This is a genomic window from Nocardioides sp. (genome assembly GCF_030149505.1).
Classification (GTDB): domain Bacteria; phylum Actinomycetota; class Actinomycetes; order Propionibacteriales; family Nocardioidaceae; genus Nocardioides.
Window position 1 is genome coordinate 56,946 of record NZ_JASBRN010000022.1, and the last position, 22,561, is coordinate 79,506.

General features: G+C 74.0%; 25 protein-coding genes and 1 riboswitch. Of the genes, 16 read left to right on the forward strand and 9 right to left on the reverse strand.

Annotation, left to right across the window (positions count from 1 at the left end; genetic code table 11):
* The first annotated feature begins 2 nt into the window (after positions 1-2).
* The 3 genes from rsgA (at position 3) to Q1V71_RS04565 (ending at position 2,414) form a co-directional block, all read left to right on the forward strand.
* Positions 3-1,004 carry a ribosome small subunit-dependent GTPase A gene (rsgA, locus tag Q1V71_RS04555; protein WP_300641155.1) on the forward strand — a complete coding sequence of 334 codons (1,002 nt, stop codon included), beginning with the start codon at positions 3-5 and terminating at the stop codon, positions 1,002-1,004.
* Between the two features lie 23 nt (positions 1,005-1,027).
* Entirely contained in the window at positions 1,028-1,918 is an 891-nt protein-coding gene (hisN, locus tag Q1V71_RS04560) for a histidinol-phosphatase (RefSeq protein ID WP_300641158.1), read from the forward strand.
* A gap of 61 nt (positions 1,919-1,979) precedes the next feature.
* On the forward strand, positions 1,980-2,414 hold the full coding sequence (locus Q1V71_RS04565; RefSeq protein ID WP_300641160.1) for a CBS domain-containing protein: 435 nt from the start codon (positions 1,980-1,982) through the stop codon (positions 2,412-2,414).
* A gap of 19 nt (positions 2,415-2,433) precedes the next feature.
* Here the strand turns inward: Q1V71_RS04565 and Q1V71_RS04570 are convergent, their stop codons facing one another.
* Positions 2,434-2,919 (reverse strand): FHA domain-containing protein, encoded by a 486-nt coding sequence (locus Q1V71_RS04570; RefSeq protein WP_300641162.1) that lies wholly within the window; start codon positions 2,917-2,919, stop codon positions 2,434-2,436.
* Between the two features lie 60 nt (positions 2,920-2,979).
* On the opposite strand from Q1V71_RS04570, the gene Q1V71_RS04575 reads away from it, so the two are divergent.
* The 3 genes from Q1V71_RS04575 to Q1V71_RS04585 are packed head-to-tail and all read left to right on the forward strand — an operon-like array spanning position 2,980 to position 5,595.
* On the forward strand, positions 2,980-3,891 hold the full coding sequence (locus Q1V71_RS04575; protein ID WP_300641164.1) for a DICT sensory domain-containing protein: 912 nt from the start codon (positions 2,980-2,982) through the stop codon (positions 3,889-3,891).
* Complete coding sequence (locus Q1V71_RS04580; protein WP_300641166.1) at positions 3,888-5,162, forward strand: FAD-dependent oxidoreductase; 1,275 nt, start codon at positions 3,888-3,890, stop codon at positions 5,160-5,162. The genes Q1V71_RS04575 and Q1V71_RS04580 overlap by 4 nt, the downstream gene beginning before the upstream one ends.
* A gap of 7 nt (positions 5,163-5,169) precedes the next feature.
* A complete protein-coding gene (locus Q1V71_RS04585) occupies positions 5,170-5,595 on the forward strand; it encodes a hypothetical protein (RefSeq protein ID WP_300641168.1) in 426 nt (141 codons plus the stop codon).
* Between the two features lie 5 nt (positions 5,596-5,600).
* Here the strand turns inward: Q1V71_RS04585 and lepB are convergent, their stop codons facing one another.
* Positions 5,601-6,347: a signal peptidase I gene (gene lepB, locus Q1V71_RS04590; RefSeq protein WP_300641169.1), complete on the reverse strand. Its 747-nt coding sequence runs from the start codon at positions 6,345-6,347 to the stop codon at positions 5,601-5,603.
* A gap of 92 nt (positions 6,348-6,439) precedes the next feature.
* Between lepB and Q1V71_RS04595 the strand changes: the two genes are divergently transcribed.
* From Q1V71_RS04595 to Q1V71_RS04605, 3 genes are read left to right on the forward strand one after another with little or no spacing between them, the layout of a single operon-like run.
* The gene (locus Q1V71_RS04595; protein ID WP_300641171.1) at positions 6,440-6,808 is read left to right on the forward strand and encodes an FKBP-type peptidyl-prolyl cis-trans isomerase; all 369 of its coding nucleotides are present in this window, start codon (positions 6,440-6,442) and stop codon (positions 6,806-6,808) included.
* A 7-nt stretch (positions 6,809-6,815) separates the two neighbouring features.
* Positions 6,816-7,985: an alpha-hydroxy-acid oxidizing protein gene (locus Q1V71_RS04600; RefSeq protein ID WP_300641173.1), complete on the forward strand. Its 1,170-nt coding sequence runs from the start codon at positions 6,816-6,818 to the stop codon at positions 7,983-7,985.
* A complete protein-coding gene (locus Q1V71_RS04605; RefSeq protein WP_300641175.1) occupies positions 7,982-8,251 on the forward strand; it encodes an RNA-binding S4 domain-containing protein in 270 nt (89 codons plus the stop codon). The genes Q1V71_RS04600 and Q1V71_RS04605 overlap by 4 nt, the downstream gene beginning before the upstream one ends.
* A 3-nt stretch (positions 8,252-8,254) precedes the next feature.
* On the opposite strand, the gene Q1V71_RS04610 is transcribed toward Q1V71_RS04605, so the two are convergent.
* Positions 8,255-9,589, reverse strand: a complete 1,335-nt coding sequence (locus Q1V71_RS04610; RefSeq protein WP_300641177.1) for a DUF445 domain-containing protein — start codon at positions 9,587-9,589, stop codon at positions 8,255-8,257.
* A gap of 61 nt (positions 9,590-9,650) precedes the next feature.
* Here Q1V71_RS04610 and Q1V71_RS04615 point away from each other — a divergent pair, with 61 nt between their 5' ends.
* Together Q1V71_RS04615 and Q1V71_RS04620 are read left to right on the forward strand one after the other, a co-directional pair.
* A complete protein-coding gene (locus Q1V71_RS04615; RefSeq protein WP_300641179.1) occupies positions 9,651-10,049 on the forward strand; it encodes an adenylyltransferase/cytidyltransferase family protein in 399 nt (132 codons plus the stop codon).
* Between the two features lie 41 nt (positions 10,050-10,090).
* Positions 10,091-11,650, forward strand: a complete 1,560-nt coding sequence (locus Q1V71_RS04620; RefSeq protein ID WP_300641181.1) for an MXAN_6640 family putative metalloprotease — start codon at positions 10,091-10,093, stop codon at positions 11,648-11,650.
* A 9-nt stretch (positions 11,651-11,659) separates the two neighbouring features.
* Here the strand turns inward: Q1V71_RS04620 and Q1V71_RS04625 are convergent, their stop codons facing one another.
* Positions 11,660-12,241 carry a hypothetical protein gene (locus tag Q1V71_RS04625; RefSeq protein ID WP_300641183.1) on the reverse strand — a complete coding sequence of 194 codons (582 nt, stop codon included), beginning with the start codon at positions 12,239-12,241 and terminating at the stop codon, positions 11,660-11,662.
* A gap of 189 nt (positions 12,242-12,430) precedes the next feature.
* Between Q1V71_RS04625 and Q1V71_RS04630 the strand changes: the two genes are divergently transcribed.
* The gene (locus tag Q1V71_RS04630) at positions 12,431-12,604 is read left to right on the forward strand and encodes a hypothetical protein (RefSeq protein ID WP_300641185.1); all 174 of its coding nucleotides are present in this window, start codon (positions 12,431-12,433) and stop codon (positions 12,602-12,604) included.
* Positions 12,605-12,635: 31 nt separating this feature from the next.
* Here Q1V71_RS04630 and Q1V71_RS04635 read toward each other — a convergent pair whose 3' ends face one another.
* On the reverse strand, positions 12,636-13,034 hold the full coding sequence (locus tag Q1V71_RS04635; protein ID WP_300641187.1) for a hypothetical protein: 399 nt from the start codon (positions 13,032-13,034) through the stop codon (positions 12,636-12,638).
* Positions 13,035-13,112: 78 nt separating this feature from the next.
* Here Q1V71_RS04635 and cobT point away from each other — a divergent pair, with 78 nt between their 5' ends.
* Both cobT and Q1V71_RS04645 read left to right on the forward strand, forming a co-directional pair.
* Positions 13,113-14,180 carry a nicotinate-nucleotide--dimethylbenzimidazole phosphoribosyltransferase gene (cobT, locus tag Q1V71_RS04640; RefSeq protein ID WP_300641189.1) on the forward strand — a complete coding sequence of 356 codons (1,068 nt, stop codon included), beginning with the start codon at positions 13,113-13,115 and terminating at the stop codon, positions 14,178-14,180.
* 32 nt (positions 14,181-14,212) lie between these two features.
* Complete coding sequence (locus Q1V71_RS04645; protein WP_300641209.1) at positions 14,213-14,953, forward strand: adenosylcobinamide-GDP ribazoletransferase; 741 nt, start codon at positions 14,213-14,215, stop codon at positions 14,951-14,953.
* Positions 14,954-15,423: 470 nt separating this feature from the next.
* Here Q1V71_RS04645 and Q1V71_RS04650 read toward each other — a convergent pair whose 3' ends face one another.
* The 3 genes from Q1V71_RS04650 to Q1V71_RS04660 all read right to left on the reverse strand — a co-directional run bounded on the left by Q1V71_RS04650 (position 15,424) and on the right by Q1V71_RS04660 (position 18,422).
* Entirely contained in the window at positions 15,424-16,923 is a 1,500-nt protein-coding gene (locus Q1V71_RS04650) for an HNH endonuclease signature motif containing protein (RefSeq protein WP_300641191.1), read from the reverse strand.
* A 373-nt stretch (positions 16,924-17,296) separates the two neighbouring features.
* Complete coding sequence (locus Q1V71_RS04655) at positions 17,297-17,857, reverse strand: bifunctional adenosylcobinamide kinase/adenosylcobinamide-phosphate guanylyltransferase (RefSeq protein WP_300641193.1); 561 nt, start codon at positions 17,855-17,857, stop codon at positions 17,297-17,299.
* Between the two features lie 13 nt (positions 17,858-17,870).
* A complete protein-coding gene (locus Q1V71_RS04660) occupies positions 17,871-18,422 on the reverse strand; it encodes a 2'-5' RNA ligase family protein (RefSeq protein WP_300641195.1) in 552 nt (183 codons plus the stop codon).
* Positions 18,423-18,478: 56 nt separating this feature from the next.
* Positions 18,479-18,720: riboswitch (cobalamin riboswitch) on the forward strand.
* 129 nt (positions 18,721-18,849) lie between these two features.
* Between Q1V71_RS04660 and Q1V71_RS04665 the strand changes: the two genes are divergently transcribed.
* Together Q1V71_RS04665 and Q1V71_RS04670 are read left to right on the forward strand one after the other, a co-directional pair.
* A complete protein-coding gene (locus Q1V71_RS04665; RefSeq protein ID WP_300641197.1) occupies positions 18,850-21,258 on the forward strand; it encodes a ribonucleoside-diphosphate reductase subunit alpha in 2,409 nt (802 codons plus the stop codon).
* Positions 21,255-22,298, forward strand: a complete 1,044-nt coding sequence (locus tag Q1V71_RS04670) for a ribonucleotide-diphosphate reductase subunit beta (protein WP_300641199.1) — start codon at positions 21,255-21,257, stop codon at positions 22,296-22,298. Before Q1V71_RS04665 ends, Q1V71_RS04670 begins: the two co-directional genes overlap by 4 nt.
* A 15-nt stretch (positions 22,299-22,313) precedes the next feature.
* Here Q1V71_RS04670 and Q1V71_RS04675 read toward each other — a convergent pair.
* Positions 22,314-22,561 (reverse strand): hypothetical protein (locus Q1V71_RS04675; RefSeq protein WP_367280124.1); only part of this gene is annotated, 248 nt, incomplete at its 5' end.

A 22,561-nucleotide genomic window follows, 5' to 3' on the forward strand; every position in this document is an offset into this window, starting at 1 on the left:
CCATGGCGCGGGAGCGGTACTCGACGCACGACCACGAGCACTACGAGCGTCCCCGTCGCCGCACGCGCCCGCGCACCAAGGAGCGCCCGACCTACGACGACGCCACCGACGGCCTGGTCGTGACCGTCGACCGCGGACGGTTCACCCTGCTCGTCGAGGACCGCACCGTCATGGCGGTCAAGGCGCGCCCCCTGGGCCGCAAGGGCGTCGTGGTCGGCGACCGGGTCCGCGTCGTCGGTGACGTCTCCGGCGAGGAGGGCACGCTCGCCCGGATCGTCGAGGTCTCCGAGCGCACCACCGTCCTGCGGCGCACCGCCGACGACGACGACCCGGTCGAGCGGGTGATCGTCTCCAACGCCGACCAGCTGGTCGTCGTGACGGCCCTGGCCGACCCCGAGCCGCGCCCGGGCCTGCTCGACCGCGCGCTCGTGGCCGCCTACGACGCCGGGATGCGCCCGCTGCTGTGCCTGACCAAGGCCGACCTGGCGTCCCCCGAGACCCTGCTGTCGACGTACCGGTCGCTCGGCGTGCCGTGGGTGGTCACCGAGCGCGGCGCCGACCTGTCCCCCCTGCGCGACGAGCTGGCCGGGCGCACCAGCGTGCTGATCGGGCACAGCGGCGTCGGCAAGTCCACGCTGGTCAACGCACTGGTGCCGGACGCCGGCCGGGCCATCGGGCACGTCAACGCGGTCACGGGCCGTGGGCGGCACACCTCGACCTCGGCCTACCTGCTCGCCCTGCCCGAGCACGGGGGCCGGCCCGGGTGGATCGTCGACACCCCCGGCATCCGCTCCTTCGGCCTGGCCCACGTCGAGCCCGAGCACCTCATCGAGGCGTTCCCGGACCTCGACGAGATGACCGAGGAGTGCCCGCGCGGGTGCACGCACGGCACCGACGAGCCGGAGTGCGGCCTGGACGAGGCGCTGGCCGCCGGTGCCGCCGACCCCGACCGGGTCACCTCCTTCCGACGGCTGCTCGAGGCGCGCTCCGAACCCGCCTGGTGAGCCGCGGGCTAGCCTGTGCGCTCGTGGCCCCCTCCTCGTCGACCAACCCGGACTTCACCGACGACCTGCGCCTGGCGCACCTGCTGGCCGACGACGCCGACTCGCTGACCACCGCGCGGTTCAAGGCGCTGGACCTGCACGTGATGAGCAAGCCCGACCTCACGCCGGTCACCGACGCCGACCAGGCCGTCGAGGAGGCGATCCGCCGCACCCTCTCGCGGGTCCGCTCGCGCGACGCCGTGACGGGCGAGGAGCAGGGCACGACCGGCAGCTCCCAGCGCCGCTGGATCATCGACCCGATCGACGGCACCAAGAACTTCGTGCGCGGCGTCCCGGTGTGGGCCACCCTCATCTCCCTCGTCGTCGACGACGAGGTCGTGGTCGGCGTAGTGTCCGCGCCGCAGCTGCAGCGCCGCTGGTGGGCCTCGGCCGGCGGCGGGGCCTGGACCGGCAAGTCGCTGCTGAAGGCGACGCGCATGCAGGTCTCCGACGTACGACGCCTGGAGGACGCCTCCTTCTCCTACTCCTCCCTGTCGGGCTGGGAGGACCGCGACCGCCTCGAGGACGTGCTCGCGCTGACCCGGCGGTGCTGGCGCACCCGGGCCTACGGCGACTTCTGGTCCTACATGCTCGTGGCCGAGGGCGCCGTCGACATCGCCGCCGAGCCGGAGCTCGAGGTCTACGACATGGCCGCGCTCGACGTGATCGTCCGCGAGGCCGGGGGCTCCTTCACCTCCCTCGACGGCAGCCCCGGACCCTGGGGCGGCAACGCGGTGGCGAGCAACGGGCACCTGCACGACGCGGCGATGGCCTTCCTCGGCGGACTGCCCGACGACCACGGCGACGACCCCGACCAGCCGCGGTCGGGTCCCGGGTCGGTCTCGGACCTGCGCTCGCGCCGCCCGCGGGACTGAGCCGTCGACTGGCGTGGACTGGCCCTGTACGCGTGAGCCACGTCACTTGTACGGTCGGAGGGTGAAGATCGCCGACGTGCTCGCCGCCAAGGACCGTGGCCGTGAGGTCGTGTCCATCGCCCCCGAGGCCGGGGTCCGCGACCTCCTGGCCCTGCTCGCCGAGCACAACGTCGGCGCGGTCGTGGTGAGCGCCGACGGCTCGACGCTCGAGGGGATCGTCAGCGAGCGCGACGTCGTGCGGCACCTGCACCACGACGGCACGGTGGTCAACAACATCGTGCAGGCGATCATGACCCGCGAGGTCGAGGTGTGCCGGCCCGACGCCGGCCTCGACGAGGTCATGGAGACGATGACCCGCCGGCGCTTCCGCCACCTGCCGGTGGTGGGCGAGGAGGGCCTGGAGGGCGTCGTCAGCATCGGCGACGTGGTGAAGGCCAAGATCGGCCAGCTGGAGTTCGAGCGCGACCAGCTCGACTCCTACGTGCACCAGACCTGAGGGCTGGTGCGGCCCGCGCTCAGCGCAGGCTGACCCGGTGCCCCCCGACGCGGATGTCGCTGTCCTCGTCGACCACCTGCGAGACGACCGGCGAGCCGTCGACGTGGCAGCCGCCCGCGAGCGCCTTGAGCACCCGGCGGCCCTCGAGGTCGTGGCCGAGCACCGCGTGCCGCGCCCGCAGACCGGGGAGCACCACGTCGCAGCTGGGGTGGGAGCCGATGACGACCGAGGCCTGTGCCGGCAGGGCCGTGACCACCGGGATCGTGGCCACCGCCCCACCCACGGCACTGCTGCCGGCCGCCTCGACCGGCGCGACCCGGCCGACAGCACCGGGCGCCGGGGCCGGGACCACGGGCGCGGGGATGCGCCGACGCGGCGCGACGATCCGGACCGTGCTCGGGGCCGTGCGGGGCTCCTCGGAGCGGGGGCGGGTCCAGCGGTTGTGGATCACGCGGAAGCCGCCGCGCTCGGGCCGTCCGGGACCCGCGACCTGGTCGTTCGTCATGTCCGACTCCACCCCTTTGACACGTTCCTCAACACGCTGTTGAGGTATAGCATCACAGACGTGAACACATCGTCCACCCCCACCCTGAGCATCGGGGACCTCGCCGAACGCACCGGCGTCGCCCCTGCCACCCTGAGGATGTGGGAGCAGCGCCACGGCTTCCCCGTCCCCGAGCGCCTCGACAGCGGCCACCGCCGCTACGCCGAGGCCGACGTCGAGAGCATCCGTGGTGTCCTGGACCGGCGCGACGCCGGCTCCCGCCTCGACGCCGCGATCGCCGACGTCCTGGCCGCCCGTCGCCGCGAGAGCGAGCCGGGCGCCCAGTCCGTCTGGGCCGAGCTGCGCCGCCGCCACCGCGAGATCCCCACCCACCGGCTGACCAAGCAGACCCTGCTGTCCCTGTCGTGGGCGATCGAGGACGAGTTCGCCGCGAAGGCCGAGCGCGCCCACCTGTTCGGCCTGTTCCAGCACGAGCACTACTACAGCCCCGCCCGTCGCCGATGGGACGAACTGGCGCGGGTCGCCGGCTCGGCGTACGCCTTCTTCGCTCCCGAGGACGAGGCCGACCTCGACCACCCGGAGAAGTTCGGTCCGACGGCGGGCAAGAAGGCGCCGGTCCCGGTGCTGCTCACCGACTCCTCCCCCGTGCGCCGCGAGTGGGCGGTCGTGTGCGACAGTCTCGACCTGCCCGTCGTCCTCACCGCGTGGGAGCTCCCGGGCCAGGAGGGTGTGGCCGACCGCGACCGGATCTTCGAGTCCGCGTGGAGCATCGACCCGCTGGCCGTGCGCCGCGCCTCGCGCACCTGTGCGGCCCTGGCCGCGGAGGCCGGCGCCGAGGGCGTCGCCGCCGTGCAGTACGCCCTGGCCGACGACCCGGCCCCGGTGGCCGCGGACCTCGCGGCCGTCAGCGCCCTGTTCTCCCGCGTCGTCGCCTACGTCGACGACGGCGCCCGCCGGTCGCGGCGCGCGTGAGCGCCGGCCCCGGCCCCGCAGCCGAGGTCGACGTCGCGGTCGTCGGTGCGGGGCTCGCCGGGCTGCGCTGCGCCCGGGTCCTGGCCGAGGCCGGGCTGCACGTCGAGGTGCTCGAGGCCGCGGACCGGGTCGGGGGCCGCGTGCGCACCGACGAGGTCGACGGGCACCTGCTCGACCGGGGCTTCCAGCTGCTCAACCCCGCCTACCCGGCCGTACGCCGCTGGGTGGACGTCCCGGCGCTGGGGCTGCAGCCCTTCCCGGCCGGCGTCGCCGCGGCCACCGACCGCGGCACCGTCCGCCTTGGGGACCCGCGCCGGGCGCCGGGGCTGCTGGCGCCCAGCGCCCTGGCCGGGGTCCGTCGGCTGCGCGAGGTGGCCCCGCTGCTGCGGTGGGTCACGCCCCTGCTGCGCCCGCGCTCGGAGGGTCTCGCGGAGCGGCTGCGCACCACGCGCCCGACCCGCTCGCTGCGCGCTGCGCTCGACGACGTGGGCGCCCGCGGCGACCTGCGCCGGGTGCTGGAGGCGTTCCTGTCCGGCGTGGTCCTCGACCGCGAGGGCACCACCGACGAACGGGTCGCGCTGCTGCTCGTCCGCTCCTTCCTCGACGGCAGCCCCTCGCTGCCCGCAGGCGGCATGCAGGCCCTGCCGGCGCAGCTCGCGCAGGACCTGACCGTGCACCTCGCCACCCGCGTGGAGGCGCTCGAGCCGGGCGGGCTGCACACCGCGGCCGGCCGGGTCCGCGCGCGGGCGGTCGTCGTCGCCACCGACCAGCTCGCCTCCGCGACGCTGCTGGACCGCACGCCCGGCACCGACCGTGGCGTGGTGACCCACTGGTGGAGCGCCGAGGCGGGTTCCCTCCCGGCGACCGGCGGGCTGCTGCACGTCGACGCCCGGCCGCGCCCGACCGGCCCCGTGGCCAACACCGCGGTCGTGTCGCAGGCGGCACCGTCGTACTCCCCCGACGGGCGGGCACTGGTGCAGGCCTCGGTGGTGCTGGACCACCGCGGGGTCGTGCCCGAGGCCACCGTGCGCCGCCACGCCGCCGAGCTGCTCGGCACCTCGGCCGCAGGGTGGCAGGAGCTGGCCCGGCACGAGGTGCCGCACGCGCTGCCCTCGGCCACCCCGCCGCACGACCTGCGACGCCCGACACGTGTGCGACCCGGGCTCCACGTGTGCGGCGACCACCGCGACACCCCGTCCATCCAGGGCGCCCTCGTCAGCGGCGACCGGGCGGCCCGGGCGGTGCTGGCCGAGCTGCGGGCGACGCGGTGAGCCTGCGATGAGCGCCGAGACCTCCCTGCTCGTGCTCCTGGCCGCGACCTGGGCGCACCTCGGTTTCCAGGTCACGGTCTCCTCGCTGGTCTACCCCGTGCTCGCCGCCGCAGCCACGTCGCCCGAGGGATGGCGCCGGGCCCACGAGCGGCACAGCCGGGTCATCACCCCCACCGTCGGGGCGGTGTACGCCGCCCTCCTGCTCGGCACGGCGGCCTCGCTGTCCACCGCGGCGGGCCCGGCCGTGGTCGCCGCGGCGGCCGGGGTCGCGCTCAGCCTCGGGACGACCGCCCTCGTGGCGGCGCCGCTGCACGGGCGGCTGGCCACCGCGGGCCCCACGCCCGAGCGGCTGCGGCGCCTGCTGGTCGCCGACCGGGTGCGGACCGCCGGTGCCGCGGTCGCCGCGGTGGCGGCCTCGCTCGCCGTCGTGTGAGGTTCCTACTGCTCGAGCGCCTCGAAGGCGTCGGGGCGGCTGAGCAGGTCGAAGCGGCTCGCCGGCCAGACCCGGGCGAAGACCTTGCCGACGACCAGCTCGACCGGCACGTAGGCCTCGGAGTCGTCGCACGGCTCGCCCTTGCGGCCGCCGCAGCGCAGGTGGAAGGAGGAGTCGGCGGAGTCGTCGCGGTGGTCGCCCATGACGAAGAGCTCGCCCTCGGGGACCGGGCCGGCCGACCAGCGGCAGGTCGAGACCATCGGCCCGTCGCAGCGGCCGTCGTTGAGGGTGAAGCTGCTGGAGTCCAGCGGGACGCCGTTGACCAGGAGCCGGCCCTGCTCGTCGCAGCACTCGATGGTGTCGCCGGCGACCCCGATGACGCGCTTCACCAGGTGCCCGCCGGTCGGGTAGAGGCCGATCCGGCTCATGACGTCGGTCAGCAGCCCCGTCGAGGTGGTCGCGTCCCCGGCGCCGAGCCAGGAGCCGGGGTCCTCGAAGACGACGACGTCGCCGCGCTCGGGGCTTCCGCCGCCCCAGTACGACACCTTCTGCACCAGGATCCGGTCGTTGATCTCCAGGCCCGGCTCCATCGACCCCGAGGGGATGTAGAAGGCCTGGACGAGGAAGGTCTTCACCACCAGGGCCAGCACGATCGCGAGGCCGAGCAGCAGCAGCGACTCCTGCCAGACGGGGATGCGCCGCCGGCGGGCCGGCGCAGCGGGCGCCGTGGCGCCCTGGTCCTCCTCCGACACGTGCTCTCCCTGTCCTGGTCGCCCGGCACCCCGCCACCTGGAGGCGAGCGCGGGCGGTGGGAACCATACCCGTGCGGTCTAGGCTCCCCCTCATGGACAAGCCCGAGATCGACTTCCCCGACTTCGACCCGCCCACCGACCTCGAAATCACCGACATCACCGTCGGCGAGGGCGAGGAGGCCGGCGCCGGCCAGACCGTCTCCGTGCACTACGTCGGCGTCGCGCACTCCACCGGCGAGGAGTTCGACGCGTCGTACAACCGGGGCGAGCCGCTGCGCTTCCGCCTCGGCATCGGCCAGGTCATCCAGGGCTGGGACACCGGCGTGCAGGGCATGAAGGTCGGCGGGCGCCGCCAGCTCGTCATCCCCCCGCACCTGGGCTACGGCGACCGTGGCGCCGGCGGGGTCATCAAGCCCGGCGAGACGCTGATCTTCGTCGTCGACCTGCTCGCGGTCTCCTGACCCGACCATGACCCACTTCGGCGACCACCAGGTCGCGATCTACGCGGCCGGGATGTTCGCCGGCCAGGTCCCGACCTGGACCACCGACCTGACGTCGTTGGAGCCGCACGCGGCCGAGGTGCTCGCCCCCGAGGCGCTGGGCTACATCGTGCCCAGCGCCGGGGGCGGGTCCACGGCGCGCGCCAACGTCGCGGCCTTCGAGCGGTGGCGCATCGTGCCGCGGATGCTGCGCGACCACGCCGCCCGCGACCTGTCCACCACCGTGCTCGGCACCCCGATGGCCGCGCCCGTGCTGCTCGGCCCGGTCGGGGTGCAGACCCTGGCCCACCCCGAGGGCGAGCTGGCCACCGCGCGCGCCGCCGCGGCCATGGGCCTCACCTACGTCCACTCCACCCAGGCCGGTCACTCCATCGAGCAGGCCGCCGAGGCGAACGGCGACGGCCAGCGGTGGTACCAGCTCTACTGGCCCACCCACGACGAGCTGTGCGAGTCCTTCCTGGCCCGGGCGAAGGCCGCCGGCTACACCACGCTCGTGCTCACCGTGGACACCACGATCCTGGGCTGGCGCCCGCGCGACCTCGACCGCGGCTACCTGCCGTTCCTGGCCAACGAGGGCATCGCCAACTACACGACCGACCCGGTCTTCAACGCCATGCTCGAGAAGCCCGCCGAGGAGGACCCGGCCGCGGCCGGCATCACCTTCGCCGGCGTCTTCGCCAACCCCGGTCTCTCCTGGGAGCAGCTGCCCTGGCTGCGCGAGCGGTGGGACGGCCCGATCGTGCTCAAGGGCATCCAGCACGTCGACGACGCCCGCCGCGCGGTCGACGCCGGCGTGCAGGGGATCGTGGTCTCCAACCACGGTGGCCGCCAGGTCGACGGCGCCGTCGCCTCCCTGGACTGCCTGCCGCCCATCGCCGAGGCCGTCGGCGAGGACCTCACCGTGCTCTTCGACTCCGGCGTCCGCTCGGGCCCCGACGTCATGAAGGCGCTCGCGCTGGGCGCCGACGCGGTGCTGCTCGGCCGCCCCTACCTCTACGGCCTGGCCCTCGGCGGGCAGGAGGGCGTCGAGCACGTGCTGCGCTGCCTGCTCGGCGAGCTCGACCTCACCCTGGCCAACGCCGGGTGCTCGACGCTGGGCGACCTCACCCCGGAGATGCTCCAGCGGGCGCCGGCATGACCGGGGCCGGGAAGCCGGTCGAGCCCGTCGACGTCGCCATCCGCGACGAGGTGATCCGGCTGGGCCAGTTCCTCAAGCTCGCCAACCTCATCGAGTCCGGCTCCGAGGCCAAGGAGGTCGTCGCCTCCGAGCGGGTCCTGGTCAACGGGGTGCTCGAGACCCGGCGCGGGCGCCAGCTCGTCAAGGGCGACGTCGTCGAGCTGGTCGGCAGCGGCCAGGCCGCCCGGGTGTCCGACGAGTCGGCGTACGACGACCTCCCGTGGTGACTGTCACAGCACCTCCGCCACCGCGTGGATCAGCACCCCCACGAGCCCGCCGACGATGGTGCCGTTGATCCGGATGAACTGCAGGTCGCGGCCGACGTGCAGCTCGATCCGGCGCGCGGCCTCCTTGCCGTCCCAGCGCTCGATGGTCTGGGTGATGACCTGCGTGAGCTCGGCGCCGTAGCGCTCGATCGCGTAGACCGCGGCGTCGGCGACCAGCCCGTCGAGCCGCTCGCGCAGCTCCGGCTCCTCCACGAGCCGGCGGGCGAAGCGCTCGACCTCCGTGCGCATCCGCAGCCGCACGGCGCCGTCGGGGTCGGCCAGCGACCCCTCGAGCGCGCGACGCAGCGCGTCCCACAGGGCGATGCCGGTGGCGATCACCTGCGGACGGTCCAGCAGCCGGTCCTTGAGCGCCTCGGTGCGGGCGCGGGTGTCGGTGTCGTGGAGCAGGTCCGCGGCCAGCTGGCGCAGCATCGAGTCCAGCGCGAGCCGGGCACGGTGGCGCGGCTGGTCGCGGATGTCGGCGACCCAGCGCACCAGCTCGAGGTGGATCCGGCCCGTGACCCGCTCGTTGATGCTCGTCGGCGCCCACCACGGGGCCCGCTCGCCGATGACCTCGGTGACGGTGTCGGGGTTGTCGAGCAGCCAACCGTGCAGCTCCTCCAGGACCAGGTCGACCAGCCCGTGGTGCAGGTCGTCGCGCATCGCCTCGGCCAGCAGGTTGCCCAGCAGCGGAGAGATCGGCTCCTCGCGGAAGCGCGGCACCAGGGCATCCTCGACCAGGCTGCGCACGTGCTCGTCGCGCACCTTCCCCAGCGCCGCCGAGACCAGCTCCGCGGCCTCCTCCACGACCCGGGCGGCGTGCTCGGGCTGGACCAGCCAGTCGCCCACGCGGCCCGCGGGACCCGCGGCCAGCACCCGCTCGCGCACGACCGGCTCGGAGAGGAAGTTCTCCCCCACGAACTCCTCCAGCCCGCGACCCAGATCGTCCTTGCGCCGCGGGATGAGCGCGGTGTGCGGGATCGGCAGTCCCAGCGGGTGGCGGAACAGCGCGGTCACGGCGAACCAGTCGGCGATCGCACCGACCATCGAGGCCTCCGCGCCGGCGTTGACGTAGCCCCAGAAGCCGTCCTGGCCGTGGGTCGCCACGTAGACGGTGGCCGCGAGGAGCAGCAGCCCCAGCGCCACCGCGCGCATCCGACGCAGGGCGCGGGCCCGGTGCAGGTCGGCGTCGGGAGCGCCGCGCGTCACGGGGCCGGTGCTCGGGGCGCTGCTCGACCCGGCGCTCGGGCCGTTGCTCGGGCCGTTGCTCGGGGACGTGGACGTGCTCGTGGCGCTCATCGCTGCCGATCATGACGCACGGACAGTGGGACCGGGCCGCGGGCCTGACACACTGGCCCCCATGGCCCGCACCGTCATCACCTTCGGCACCTTCGACGTCTTCCACGTCGGGCACCTCAAGGTGATCCAGCGCGCCGCCGAGCTCGGCGACCGGCTGGTCGTCGGGGTCTCCGCCGACGAGCTCAACCTGCGCAAGAAGGACCGGGAGCCGGTCTTCAGCGAGGCCGAGCGGATGGCCATCGTCGCCGCGCTCAAGCCGGTCGACGAGGTGTTCCTCGAGGAGAGCCTGGAGCTCAAGCGCGACTACATCCTGAAGTTCTCGGCCGACGTCCTGGTCATGGGCGACGACTGGGAGGGGCGATTCGACGAGTTCCGCGACGTCTGCGAGGTCGTCTACCTCCCCCGCACGCCCGCCATCTCCACCACCGCCCTGATCGAGAAGATCTCCAGCGCCACCTGAGCGCACCCGCCCCCGCCTCGGCCCCCTCGGAAGGTCACCGCATGCGTCACCCCGTCGCCCTGCTCGCCTCTCTGCTGCTGCTCGCCGGGGTGCTCTCCCCCGCGCTCGCGGGCGCCGACGAGCCGACCGCCCCCCTGGTGACCGCTGCCCCCGCGTCCGCCACGCACGACGCGCGCGACCTGCTCGCCGAGGCCCGGGCCCTGCTGCGGGGCGAGCCGGTGCCGGGCGCACCGGCCCAGCGTCGTACGTCGACGGGGCACGCGGATCGCGAGCTGACCCTGGTCCTGCGTGACCTGCGGGTCGCGCTGCCCCGACTCGGGGCTGCCGACCGGCGCCAGGCCGAGGCGCTGCTGGCGCGGCCCACCGACGGGCGGGCCGACCCGCTGGAGCAGGGGTACACCGCGACGTCGGTGCGGACCTGCCAGGGGAGGTTCTGCGTGCACCGGGTCCGCACCACCGACGACCGCGCCACGGCGGCCTGGGCCACGACGACGGTGAAGGTCATGAACAAGGTCTGGCGCAGCCAGGTGCGCTCGCTGGGCTACCGCGCCCCGCTCAGCGACGCACCGCTGGCACGCTCCCGCAACGGCGGCAACGGCAAGTTCGACGTTTACCTCAAGGACCTCGGCGCCCAGGGCCTCTACGGCTACTGCGCGGCGGAGTTCGCGCTCAACGCCGAGCCGCGGCGCGCCGGCGGCTACTGCGTGCTCGACAACGACTTCTCCCGCGAGGAGTTCGGCCGCGACCCCGTCGACACGCTCGCGGTGACGGCGGCCCACGAGTTCTTCCACGCCGTGCAGTTCGGCTACGACGTGCGCGAGGACCGCTGGTTCATGGAGTCCACCGCGACGTGGATGGAGGAGCGCTTCGCCGACGGCGTGAACGACAACCGGCAGTACCTCCGCGCCAGCCAGCTCGCCGCCCCCGGCACCCCGCTGGACCTCTTCAACCGCCAGGGCTCCGAGCACTACGGCAACTGGACCTGGTGGGAGCACCTGTCCGCGCGCTACGGCAACCGCCTCGTGCGGTCGGTGTGGGACGCGGCCCGCGGACCGCGGCACTCGACCGTCGCGCTGGAGCGGGTGCTGGCGAAGCGGGGGGGCCTCCCGGCCAGGTACGCCGCCTTCGCAGCCGCCAACCTGACCCCCGCACGCAGCTACGAGGAAGGGGCGGAGTGGCCGACCCCGCGGCTACGCGCGACCTGGCGGATGGCCGCCGGCGCCGAGCGCACCGACACGGTGCGGCTGGACCACCTCACGTCCGCCTCCTACCTCGCGCAGCCCGACGCCACCCTGGGCGCGGGATGGCGGCTGCGGCTGAGCATCGACGGCCCGAGTCGGGGAGCTGCCCCGGCCGCCTGGCTGGTCGTGCGCACCGCGGACGACGAGTGGCGCAGCCGCCAGGTCGACCTGGACCGGCGCGGGCGCGGCAGCGTCACCGTGGGCTTCTCCCCCACGACCGTGCGCGCGGTCAGCCTGACGGTGGCCAACGCCTCGACCCGCTCGCGCTGCGGCGTCGACGACGTGCGGTGGGCCTGTGAGGGCCGGCCGCGCGACGACGACAAGGCCTTCGACGTGCGGGCCGAGCTGGTGCAGCGCTGACGGTCCCCGCTACTGCAGGTCGAGGAGGCCATCGACCACGTCGGTGACGCCGTCGACGAGACCGGTGACCGGCGCGGTCACCGGGGTGGTCGCACCTCCGGACACCCCGTCGACGGTGCCGGTCACGCCCTGGACGACGGGGTCGAGCAGGGCGCTCACCGGGCCCTGGCCCGCCGGCGGGTCGGGCTGGGGGTCGGGCTGGGGCTGGGGCTGGGGCGCCGGGCCACCGCTGTCGGGCCCGTCGGCGTCCGTCTGCCCGGGCTCCGTCTGCCCGGTGGCGGGCTGCGTGGCGGGCTGCGTGGCGGGGTCGGGCACGACCGTGCCGACGCTCACCACTGCGGGCGGGCCCTGCGGCACGCCCCGACCGTCGGGTCCTGCCGGGACGGGCTGGAGCTCGGAGGCGGGGACGACCCGCTGCGCAGGCGCCGGCTCGTCGTCGAGGAGGTTCGGCACGACCTCGGTCACCAGCAGGGTGCCGGCGAGCACCAGCACGAAGCCTCCCGCACCCAGCCCGAGTGCGGAGTAGCCGAGCCGCTGGTCGCGGCGTCGACGGTGCCACGCGCGTGCCACCTGCCCGGACGTCTCTCCCACACCGACGACCGTAGGCAGTGCGGGGGCGCAGGAGAAGCGGAACGCGCCCCGACCACCCTCAGGACGGAGCAGAAATGACCGATCGGAGGAGCGAAGGCATCCCCTCACCCGGTCGGATGGTTCATCTTTCCAGGACTTGGGGAACCGTCCGAGCGTCCACCACGACCGTCACGTCGCAGGAGCACCCCCATGTCGCCGAGCACCCAGCCCGTCCCCACCCACGTCGTCCGCCGCCGTCCTGCCCTGGTCGACGGCGCCTCCGTGGCCGCTGCCGGGCTCGTCCAGGCCGCCATCCTGCTCGCCTCCCCCGCCGTGGGCCACGGCATGGTCGCCGTGCGCTCGCTGCGCCAGCCCCAGGGCTGACAGGCTCTCGATCCCAGGGGGCTCCTCAACCTCAGACCGAGGCGCCCGCAGCTGCCAGGTCGCGCCGCAGCGCCTCGGGGTCGGCCACGCCCAGGGTCGCGCCAGGGTGACGCAGCCCCGTGAGGCCGGTCGGGTCGATGCCCGGCACGGGGGTGCGGAAGCGCACGCACAGCGCGTCGTCGCCGTTGGGCGTGAAGGAGACGCCGCGGTCGGCGAAAGACAGGTGCGGCGGCCCGACGGTCTTCAGCCACGCGAAGCCACCGGTGCGGGTCGCCCCCGCGACGTTGTCGACCGCGGTGTGCAGCCGCCACACGCCGTACCTCACGTGGAGCTCGCCGTCGGCCACCTCCACCCAGGCGGTGCGCTCGGTGATGCCGAGGAGCAGGGCGGGCAGGCGGTAGGACGGGGCGAAGGCGAAGGGATGTCTCACGTCCTCGACCCAACCCGCTCGCGGCAGGGGGCACGAGACCCGTGCGGGCGAGCGGCCGCCCCTGGGTAGGGTCCGGCCGTGACCGCTACCCCACTCGCACCCGCCCCCATCGACGCCGCGGCGCGCGCCACGGCCCAGGAACGGCTCTCCGCCCTCGCCACCCCCGCCGGTGCCCTCGGGCGGCTCGGCGACCTGGGGGTGTGGCTGTCGGCCACGACCGGCGAGGTCCCCCCGCCTGCCCTGACCGGCCCGGGCCAGGTCCGCCTCGTGGTCCTGGCCGGCGACCACGGCGTCGCGGGGCACGGCGTCTCGGCGTACCCGGCCGCGGTCACCCCCGCGATGGTGCGCACCGTCGCCGCCGGTCGCGCCGGGGTGAGTGCCCTGGCCGCCGCGCACGACGTGGCGGTGCGGGTGCTGGACGTCGCCGTGGACGTGCCGCTGGACAGCGAGGAGTACGTCGGGGGCCTGGACCCCGAGGTGACGGCCCGCCGGGTGCGGCGCGGGAGCCGGTCGATCCACCTCGAGGACGCCCTGACCACCGAGGAGTGCACGACCGCCCTGGACCTGGGGCGCGCGCTCGTGGGTGAGGAGCTGGCCGCCGGTGGTCGACTGCTGCTCACCGGCGACCTCGGCATCGGCAACACGACGGTCGCCGCCGCGCTGGTCGCCGCCTCGCTCGGACTGCCCGCCGACGAGGTCGTCGGCCGCGGCACCGGCGTGGACGCCGACGGCCTGGCGCGCAAGACCGACGTGGTCGAGGCCGCGCTGCGGCGTACCCGCGACCGGCACGACGACCCGCTCGCCTGCCTCGCCGCGCTCGGCTCGGCCGACCTGGCTGCGTCGACCGGCTTCCTGGTCGAGGCGGCGGTGCGCGGGGTGCCGGTGCTGCTGGACGGACTGATGTCGGTGGCGTGCGCGCTGCTGGCGGAGCGGATCGCACCAGGCGCGGCCGCCTGGTACGCCGCCGGGCACCGCTCGACCGAGCCGGCCCAGTCCCTGGCGCTGGAGAAGCTCGGCCTCGAGCCGCTGCTCGACCTCGGGCTGCGCCTGGGCGAGGGCAGCGGCGCCGTCGCCGCCGTGCCGCTCGTGCGCTCGGCCGCAGCGCTGCTGCGCGACACCGCGCTGCTCTCCGAGGTGCTGCCCTGATCCGCGACGCCCTCCTGCTCGCGGTCGGCACGCTGAGCACGCTGCGGGTGCCGCCGCCGCGGACCGTCGACCGCCGGGTCGCGGGGCTGGCGATGCTGCTGGCGCCGCTGGCCGTGCTGCCGCTGGGCGTCTTGGTCGCACTCGTGGTGCTGCTCGGTCGCGAGGTCGGGCTGCCGCCGCTGGCGACCGGGCTGCTGGCCGTCGGCGCGCTCGCGCTCGGCACGCGGGTCCTGCACTGGGACGGGCTGTCCGACGTCGCCGACGGGTTGACGGCGTCGTACGACCGGGAGCGCTCGCTGGCCGTCATGCGCACCGGCACCTCCGGCCCTGCTGGCACGCTCGCGGTGGTGCTGGTCGTGGGGCTGCAGGCGGTGGGGTTCGGGGCGCTCTCGCTGACCGTCGACGCGGCGTCCGGCGCCCTGCTGGCCGCCGCGGCCGTGCTCGTCTCCCGCTGCGCCCTGGCCACCGCCTGCGCGCGCCCCGTCCCCTCCGCCCGACCCGAGGGGCTCGGCGCGACCGTCGCGGGCACGGTCCCGGTGTGGGCCGCTGCCCTCTCGTGGGTCGCGGGCCTCGCGCTGCTGGCGTGCCTGCTCGCCGTCGCCGGCGGCGACCCGCTGCGCGCGGTGCTCGCCGTCGCCCTGGCCCTGGTCGTCGTGCTCGTGCTGCTGCGCCGGTGCACCCGCCGGCTCGGCGGGGTCACCGGCGACGTCCTCGGCGCCACCGTCGAGCTCTCCCTCGCGGTCCTGCTCCTCGCTCTCGCCGCGCTCGGCTGACATCCGAGCCCTTCCCCTCGCACTCGCGCTCGCCTTGGCACTGCGGCGACGACGCGGGACGCCAGGCCGCTGGTTGCCGGACCAGGGTGCGGGCCCCGTCAGGGTGGCCGGCGTGCGAGCCGTCAGGGTCGCCGGCTCGTCAGACCGCAGGTCGCGGAGGTCGCGAGTCGCACGCCGCTGGTCGCGGGCCCCGGCGCTGTGTGCGCCGAGCCGGCCGGCCCTTCTGGAACAACGGGGCGGTTCGGCAGCACCGCGGGGTCGCACTGGAGGTCTTCTCCGGCACCTGGCGCCGGACAGGACCTCCAGCCCGGTTGGGGTGTCGTGTGGTGATGCCGGTGCGCCGGCGGGGGTTGGGCGGTCTCGACGACGGCTCGCTGGCGCTCGCCTGCTCGACCACCGTGTGACAGGCGTGCTGGTAGCCCGGCCACGGGGGTGGTGGTCGGGCTGCAAGCAGGGTCAGGCGGTGGGGCTCAGAGTGGGGTGGTGCCGTCGGGGTGGACGAGGTAGCGCTGGCCGTGGGGGCTGGTCCAGAGCCAGTGGCCTGGACTGAGTCCTCGGACGGCCCAGGGTCTCCCTGCTGGTGAGGGGTGGGTCTTGGCGCGGTGGTCGTGCCGACAGAGCGGGGCGAGGTTCTCGGTGCTGGTCTGGCCGGGTGGTCCGCCTCGGTCGGGTAGGACGTACTCGACGGTGTGGTCGAGGTCGGCGGTCTCGGCTGGCCTGTTGCAGTGGGGGAAGGTGCAGGTGGTGCGGGTGAGCTTGACCCGTGCGGCGATGCGGTCGGGGACCTCGTAGGAGGACACGGCGACCGTCTCCTTGAGGTCGATGACGGGCTTGACGATGACCTGGGTGCCGGGGGTGCCGCACCAGTCGCGGATGGCGTCGGCGGTGAGGAGCTGGCGGTGGTTGTCGAGGCGGGCGAGGTTGAGGCCGAGCGTTCCGGTGACGGGGTCGACCTGGGGTGCGCCGGTGAGGGCTGCGTCGCTGAGGTGGACTGTCAGGACCACCGTGCGGCGTGGGCCGGTCGGCGTGTTGGTTGCGCGGTCTCGACGACGCTCGCTGGCGCTCGCTGCTCGACCATCCTCGGTCGCCTCGGCCTCGGTCGCCTCGGCCTCGGTCGCCTCGGCCTCGGTCGCTTCGGCCTCAGTCCCCTCGGGGTCGGTGTCGGGGAGGGTGTCTTGGCCGCGGGCGAGGTAGCCGAGTGCCTTGGCGCGGCGGACGGCGAGGGTGTCGGTGGAGCCGTCGAGGAGCAGCTGGTGGGCAAGGGCGCGGACCGCGGCTTCGAGGTCCTCGGCGTCGGCGCGGTCGAGCAGACCGTAGGCGGACACCGCCGAGGCGGTGCCGACGCTGGTGGCGGGTGAGGCGAGGTCGAGGTCGAAGAACAGGTTGGTGCGTGTGTCGCACTCGGTGACCTCGGTCGATTCGGGGTCGAACCGGGCCGTGGCTTCCAGCACGAGCCGATCGACGACGGCGGGGCCGACTGTGTGGACGACGTGGGCGACCTGCGCATCGACGAAGGCAGCTGCCTGCGGTGACAGCCCGCGGGTGGCCTGGGCGAGGCGGCGGACCCGCCACGCAGTGACCTGGCCGGCGACGAGTCGGGCCCAGACATGGGGCAGGCGGTGCTTGGCCTCGACCACGTCGCCGACGAGGAGGCGCCCGGACTCCTTCGTCCTGCCGAGGGCGGTAGCCAGCTCGGTGACGGCGAAGTCGGAGACCTCGGGGGCACCGGCGCCGGCGAGGTCGAGCATCGTGTCGGCGCCGGGCATCCCGAACCGCGCCGTCCACGCCGACTCCGCAGCGTCGTACGCGTCCTCGTCGGGGTGGCTGTAGCTGCCGTACAGGTCCGGCATCAGCGCACCCGTGGTGTGGAGGTCTGCCCACTCGCCCACCCCGATCAGCAGCTCGCGTGCGGCGTCGTCCTCGCGCTGCTTGGCGGCGCGGATCGCGTCGAGCACGGGGGCGGTGGACATGGTGAAAGTATAGTCGAACACACGTTCGAGGGACAGTGTTTCCCCAGGTCAGGTCCACTTTTCTGCAGCAACCATGCCGACCGTTCGAAGCCCGACCGAAGCGAGCACCCCAGCGCAGGGCGACCGTCGAGGCAAGCGCAACCAAGAAGCCCAGCTGGCACCCACGGCGACCACGGTTCTCCGTCAATGAGGACCTGCTGCCGCGCGAACGCGCCACGACCCACCAACGGCGACCCGGGGAGCAACAAAGGGGTACAGCAGGGCGCGTCGGCATATGGGGTTTCGACACGTCGTCGCTGACGCTCCTCGGGCTCAACCAGCGGTGGCTCGTCGCTGACGCTCCTCAGGCTCAACCACCGGTGCGGGTCGACCCTCAGAGCACCAGCACCCGGCCCGCCACGACGAGGTGGACCTCGTCGCAGGCGGTGGCGACCCGCTGGTTGACCGTGCCGAGCAGGTCGCGGAAGGCCCGGCCCGAGCGGTGGGAGGGGACGACGCCCCAGCCGACCTCGTTGGTCACGAGCACCACGTCGGCGGCTGCGGCGGTGAGGGCCGGGAGGAGCCGGTCCAGCTCGGCGGCGACGAGGGACTCCAGCCGCTCGACCGGCCACTCCCAGGCGCTGAGGCCGTCGCCGGCACCGTCGACAGCGTGGTCGAGCAGGCCGGTGAGCCAGGTCCCGAGGCAGTCGACGAGGACCGGTCGGCCCAGCGCGATGGCTGCCACCAGGTCGCCCGACTCGTGCGTGGACCAGCCGGCGGGCCGACGGGCGCGGTGCGCGGCGACGCGGGCCACCCAGTCCGGGTCGTCGTCCGTGGTGGGGACCGGTCCGGCGGCGACGTACACCGCGGGGCCGTCGCCGGCGGCCGCGGCCAGCAGCGCCTCGGCGTGCCGGGACTTGCCGCAGCGCACTCCCCCGGTGACCAGCGTCCTCACGGGCCCACCACGCTCATGCGCCCAGTCTCCACGAGTGCAGCCGTCGGCACGTGTCGTTGCCCCACCACTGCAGGTCGACCCGGTCCACGACCAGCCGCGCGGGCAGCAGGTGGCCGACCTCGGCGCGCACCCACTCCTCGGTGACGTCGGGTCCGAGCCGGTCGAGGGTCACGTGCGGGACGGGGCCTCCGGTGGCGTCGTACCGACCGCCGTACGGCGGGTGGTCGGGGAAGGCCGCCGCCAGCCGTCGCGTCAGCGACCGCAGGCCGTGGTCGGGCTCCGACACCGCGTGGACCAGGCCGTCGGGGAAGGTCGCGACCCGGGTCAGCTCGACCTCGAAGGCAGGCACCGCGGCCAGCACCTCACCGACCCGCGCGAGGTCCGCGACGCCAGGCTCGGGCACCCACGGAGCGAGGACCGTGAGGTGCGCGTGGGCGAACGTCGGGTCGGTGGACAGGAAGCTGCGGTCGTAGTGCGCGGTGCGCGCCACCACCCACTCCTCCAGGACCGGGACGGGGGCCGTGAGGCACATCTGGCCTGCCGACCAGTCGGACGCCTCCTCCACGAGCACCGGACCCTAGCGCACCAGATGTAGGGGTTACATCTGTGTCATTCACCAGATATGGTGCTCGAGCAGCTGGTTCGCCGACCCAACCCAGGGCCGTCGAGGCAAGAGGGAACCCGGTGTGAGTCCGGGACTGCCCCGCAGCGGTGAGTGGGAACGACCGCCGTCACGAAGCACTGGGAACCGGCTCGACGCCGACCTGGGAAGCGACGGCCAGTAGGTCTCCGACGGCCATGCCCACGCATGCCCGAGGAGGTGCCCGCGAGTCCGAAGACCTGCCAGCGCACCGCACCCGTCGGGTGCGGTGGTCCGAGGCCCCGAGGGAGGGCCGACGGCAGGTCACCCATGTGCGCCGCGGCGTGCCCGTGCCACCGTCCCCTCCTCCGCGACCCGGACCGTCCAGGACCGATCTCGCGAGGAGAGAGACATGACGGTCACAGCGAGTCCCAGCCGCACCACGATGACGGTGCGCAAGCGCAACGGCGACACCGAACCGGTCGACGTGAACAAGATCGTCCGCGCCGTCGACCGGGTCGCCCACGACCTCGACGACGTGGACCCGATGCGGGTCGCGACCCGCACGATCAGCGGGCTCTACGACGGCGCGACCACGGCCGAGCTCGACCGGCTCAGCATCCAGACCGCGGCGGAGATGATCGGCGAGGAGCCGGCGTACTCCCGGCTCGCGGCGCGGCTGCTGGCCGGGTACGTCGACAAGGAGGTCCGCGGCCAGGGCATCGCCTCCTTCAGCCAGTCGGTCGCGGCCGGCCACGCCGAGGGATTGATCGGCGACGAGACCGCGGCCTTCGTCAAGGACAACGCCCGCAAGCTCGACGTGGCCGTCGACGCCGAGCTCGCCGCGGGGGCCGACCACCGCTTCGAGTACTTCGGCCTGCGCACGGTCTACGACCGCTACCTGCTGCGGCACCCGCGGCAGCGGCTGGTCATGGAGACCCCGCAGTACTTCCTGCTGCGGGTCGCCTGCGGCCTGTCCCGTACGCCGGCGGAGGCGATCGGGCTCTACCGGCTGATGTCGAGCCTGGCCTACCTGCCGAGCAGCCCGACGCTGTTCAACTCCGGCACCCGGCACACGCAGATGTCCTCCTGCTACCTCGTCGACTCCCCGCGCGACGAGCTCGACTCGATCTACGACCGGTACCAGCAGGTCGCCCGGCTCTCGAAGTTCGCCGGCGGCATCGGCATCTCGTTCTCCCGCGTCCGGTCGCGCGGCGCGCTGATCCGCGGCACCAACGGCCAGTCCAACGGGATCGTGCCGTTCCTGCGCACGCTCGACGCCTCGGTCGCGGCGGTCAACCAGGGCGGGCGGCGCAAGGGAGCGGCCTGCGTCTACCTCGAGCCGTGGCACCCCGACGTCGAGGAGTTCCTCGAGCTGCGCGACAACACCGGGGAGGACGCGCGGCGCACCCACAACCTCAACCTCGCACACTGGGTGCCCGACGAGTTCATGCGCCGGGTCGAGGCCGACCAGCCGTGGTCGCTGGTCGACCCCGACGAGGCCCCCGAGCTGGTCGACCTGTGGGGCGAGGCCTTCGACCGGGCTTACCGCCGGGTCGAGGAGGAGGGCCGCTACGTCCGCCAGGTCCCCGCCCGCGAGCTCTACGGCCGGATGATGCGCACGCTTGCCCAGACCGGCAACGGCTGGATGACCTTCAAGGACGCCAGCAACCGCACCTGCAACCAGACCACCGACGAGCCGGGCGGACCGGTCGTGCACCTGTCCAACCTGTGCACCGAGATCATCGAGGTCTCCTCCGACACCGAGACGGCCGTGTGCAACCTCGGCTCGGTCAACCTCGCCAAGCACCTCGTCGAGACCCTCACCGGTCCCGACCTGGACTGGGAGCGGCTGCGCGAGACGGTCCGGACGGCCGTGCCGTTCCTGGACCGCGTTATCGACATCAACTACTACCCGAGCGAGGAGTCCGCGCGGTCCAACCCGCGCTGGCGCCCCGTCGGGCTCGGGCTGATGGGCCTCCAGGACGTCTTCTTCGCCCTCGGCCTGCCCTTCGACTCCCCCCAGGCCCTCGAGCTGTCGACCCGGATCAGCGAGGAGGTCTACCTCACCGCGCTCGAGGTCAGCTGCGCGCTGGCGCGCGAGCACGGCCCGCACCCGGCGTACGACGGCACGCGGGCCGCGCGCGGGGTGCTCCAGCCCGACCACTGGGACGTCCCCGTGACCCAGGTCGAGCGGTGGGCGCGGGTGCGCGCCGACATCGCGGAGCACGGCCTGCGCAACAGCCTGCTGGTCGCGATCGCCCCGACCGCGACCATCGCCTCGATCGCCGGGTGCTACGAGTGCATCGAGCCGCAGGTCTCCAACCTGTTCAAGCGCGAGACGCTGTCGGGTGAGTTCCTCCAGGTGAACACCGCGCTCGTGCGCGAGCTCAAGTCACGCGGGCTGTGGAACGCCGAGGTCCGTGAGGCAATCAAGCGCGCCGAGGGATCGATCCAGGGCATCGAGCAGATCCCCGCCGAGGTCCGTGCGGTCTACCGCACGGCGTGGGAGCTGCCGCAGCGCGCGCTGATCGACATGGCGGCCGCGCGGCAGGCGTTCATCGACCAGAGCCAGTCGCTCAACCTGTTCATCGCCGGGCCCTCGATCGGGAAGCTCTCCTCGATGTACCTCCACGCGTGGAAGCAGGGCCTGAAGACGACCTACTACCTGCGGTCGCGACCCGCGACGCGGATCCAGCAGACGACCGTGTCGTCGCTACCCGGCACACCGACCCAGACCACGACCCAGACCAGCGAGCCCGACGCCGACGCGATCGCCTGCTCGCTGGAGAACCCCGAGACCTGCGAGGCCTGCCAGTGACCACCACGACCGACCACACCACCGACACGACCGCCGGGCAGCGGATGCTGCTCGACCCCGGCATGAACCTCACGCTGCGGCCGATGCGCTACCCGCACTTCTACGACCGCTACCGCGACGCCATCAAGAACACCTGGACCGTCGAGGAGGTCGACCTGCACTCCGACCTCAAGGACCTGCAGCGGCTGACCGAGGCCGAGCGGCACCTGGTCTCCCGCCTCGTGGCCTTCTTCGCCACGGGCGACACGATCGTGGCCAACAACCTGGTGCTCAACCTCTACCAGCACGTGAACTCCCCCGAGGGGCGGCTCTACCTCTCGCGCCAGCTCTTCGAGGAGGCCGTGCACGTGCAGTTCTACCTGACCCTGCTCGACACCTACGTCCCCGACGAGGCCGAGCGGCACGAGGCCTTCGCGGCGGTCGACAACATCCCCTCGATCAAGGCCAAGGCCGACTTCTGCTTCCGCTGGATCGACTCGGTCTTCGAGCTGAACGAGCTGGCCACCCGCGATGACCGGCGGGCCTTCCTGCTCAACCTCATCTGCTTCGCGGCGGTGATCGAGGGGCTGTTCTTCTACGGGGCGTTCGCCTACGTCTACTTCCTGCGCAGCCGCGGTCTGCTCAACGGGCTGGCCTCGGGCACCAACTGGGTCTTCCGCGACGAGTCGATGCACATGGCGTTCGCCTTCGACGTGGTCGACACCGTGCGGGAGGAGGAGCCGGACCTCTTCGACGACGAGCTGGCCGCGCAGGTGCGCCAGATGCTCGTCGACGGGGTCGACGCCGAGGCACAGTTCGCCGAGGACCTGCTCGGTGGCGGGGTCGCCGGGCTCTCGACCGCCGACATGCGCACCTACCTGGAGTACGTCGCCGACCGCCGGATGGAGCGGCTGGGGCTGCCCGTGATCTACGGGTCGGCCAACCCGCTGGCGTTCATGGAGCTGCAGGACGTCCAGGAGCTCTCGAACTTCTTCGAGCGCAAGGTCTCGGCGTACCAGGTCGGGGTCAGCGGCTCGGTCGGGTTCGACGAGGACTTCTGAGCCGCGCACGCCCGGTCAGGCCGTGAGGTCCCGGTCCTCGGCGTCACCGGTCTGCACCCGCCACAGCGCGGCGTAGGGGCCGTCCAGGGCGACGAGCTCGTCGTGGGTGCCGGACTCCACGACCCGGCCCGCGTCGAGTACGTGGATGCGGTGGGCGTGGGGGCCCCGGGCGAGGCGGGGGGGCCCCCCCCCCGCCGGGCCGGGGTGGGGGGGGGCCCCCCGCGAGCGCCGGGTGGCGGCCGCGGGCGCGTTGTGGGCGGCGC

Bases quoted from the DNA above. Each gene is read 5' to 3' on its own strand.
- Q1V71_RS04650 (WP_300641191.1), bottom strand. From the start codon at position 16,923: ATGTCCACCGCCCCCGTGCTCGACGCGATCCGCGCCGCCAAGCAGCGC.
- Q1V71_RS04610 (WP_300641177.1), bottom strand. From the start codon at position 9,589: ATGAGCGCCACGAGCACGTCCACGTCCCCGAGCAACGGCCCGAGCAAC.
- Q1V71_RS04630 (WP_300641185.1), top strand. From the start codon at position 12,431: ATGTCGCCGAGCACCCAGCCCGTCCCCACCCACGTCGTCCGCCGCCGT.
- rsgA (WP_300641155.1), top strand. From the start codon at position 3: ATGGCGCGGGAGCGGTACTCGACGCACGACCACGAGCACTACGAGCGT.
- Q1V71_RS04585 (WP_300641168.1), top strand. From the start codon at position 5,170: ATGAGCGCCGAGACCTCCCTGCTCGTGCTCCTGGCCGCGACCTGGGCG.
- Q1V71_RS04620 (WP_300641181.1), top strand. From the start codon at position 10,091: ATGCGTCACCCCGTCGCCCTGCTCGCCTCTCTGCTGCTGCTCGCCGGG.
- Q1V71_RS04615 (WP_300641179.1), top strand. From the start codon at position 9,651: ATGGCCCGCACCGTCATCACCTTCGGCACCTTCGACGTCTTCCACGTC.
- Q1V71_RS04600 (WP_300641173.1), top strand. From the start codon at position 6,816: ATGACCCACTTCGGCGACCACCAGGTCGCGATCTACGCGGCCGGGATG.
- Q1V71_RS04570 (WP_300641162.1), bottom strand. From the start codon at position 2,919: ATGACGAACGACCAGGTCGCGGGTCCCGGACGGCCCGAGCGCGGCGGC.
- Q1V71_RS04665 (WP_300641197.1), top strand. From the start codon at position 18,850: ATGACGGTCACAGCGAGTCCCAGCCGCACCACGATGACGGTGCGCAAG.
- Q1V71_RS04605 (WP_300641175.1), top strand. From the start codon at position 7,982: ATGACCGGGGCCGGGAAGCCGGTCGAGCCCGTCGACGTCGCCATCCGC.
- Q1V71_RS04595 (WP_300641171.1), top strand. From the start codon at position 6,440: ATGGACAAGCCCGAGATCGACTTCCCCGACTTCGACCCGCCCACCGAC.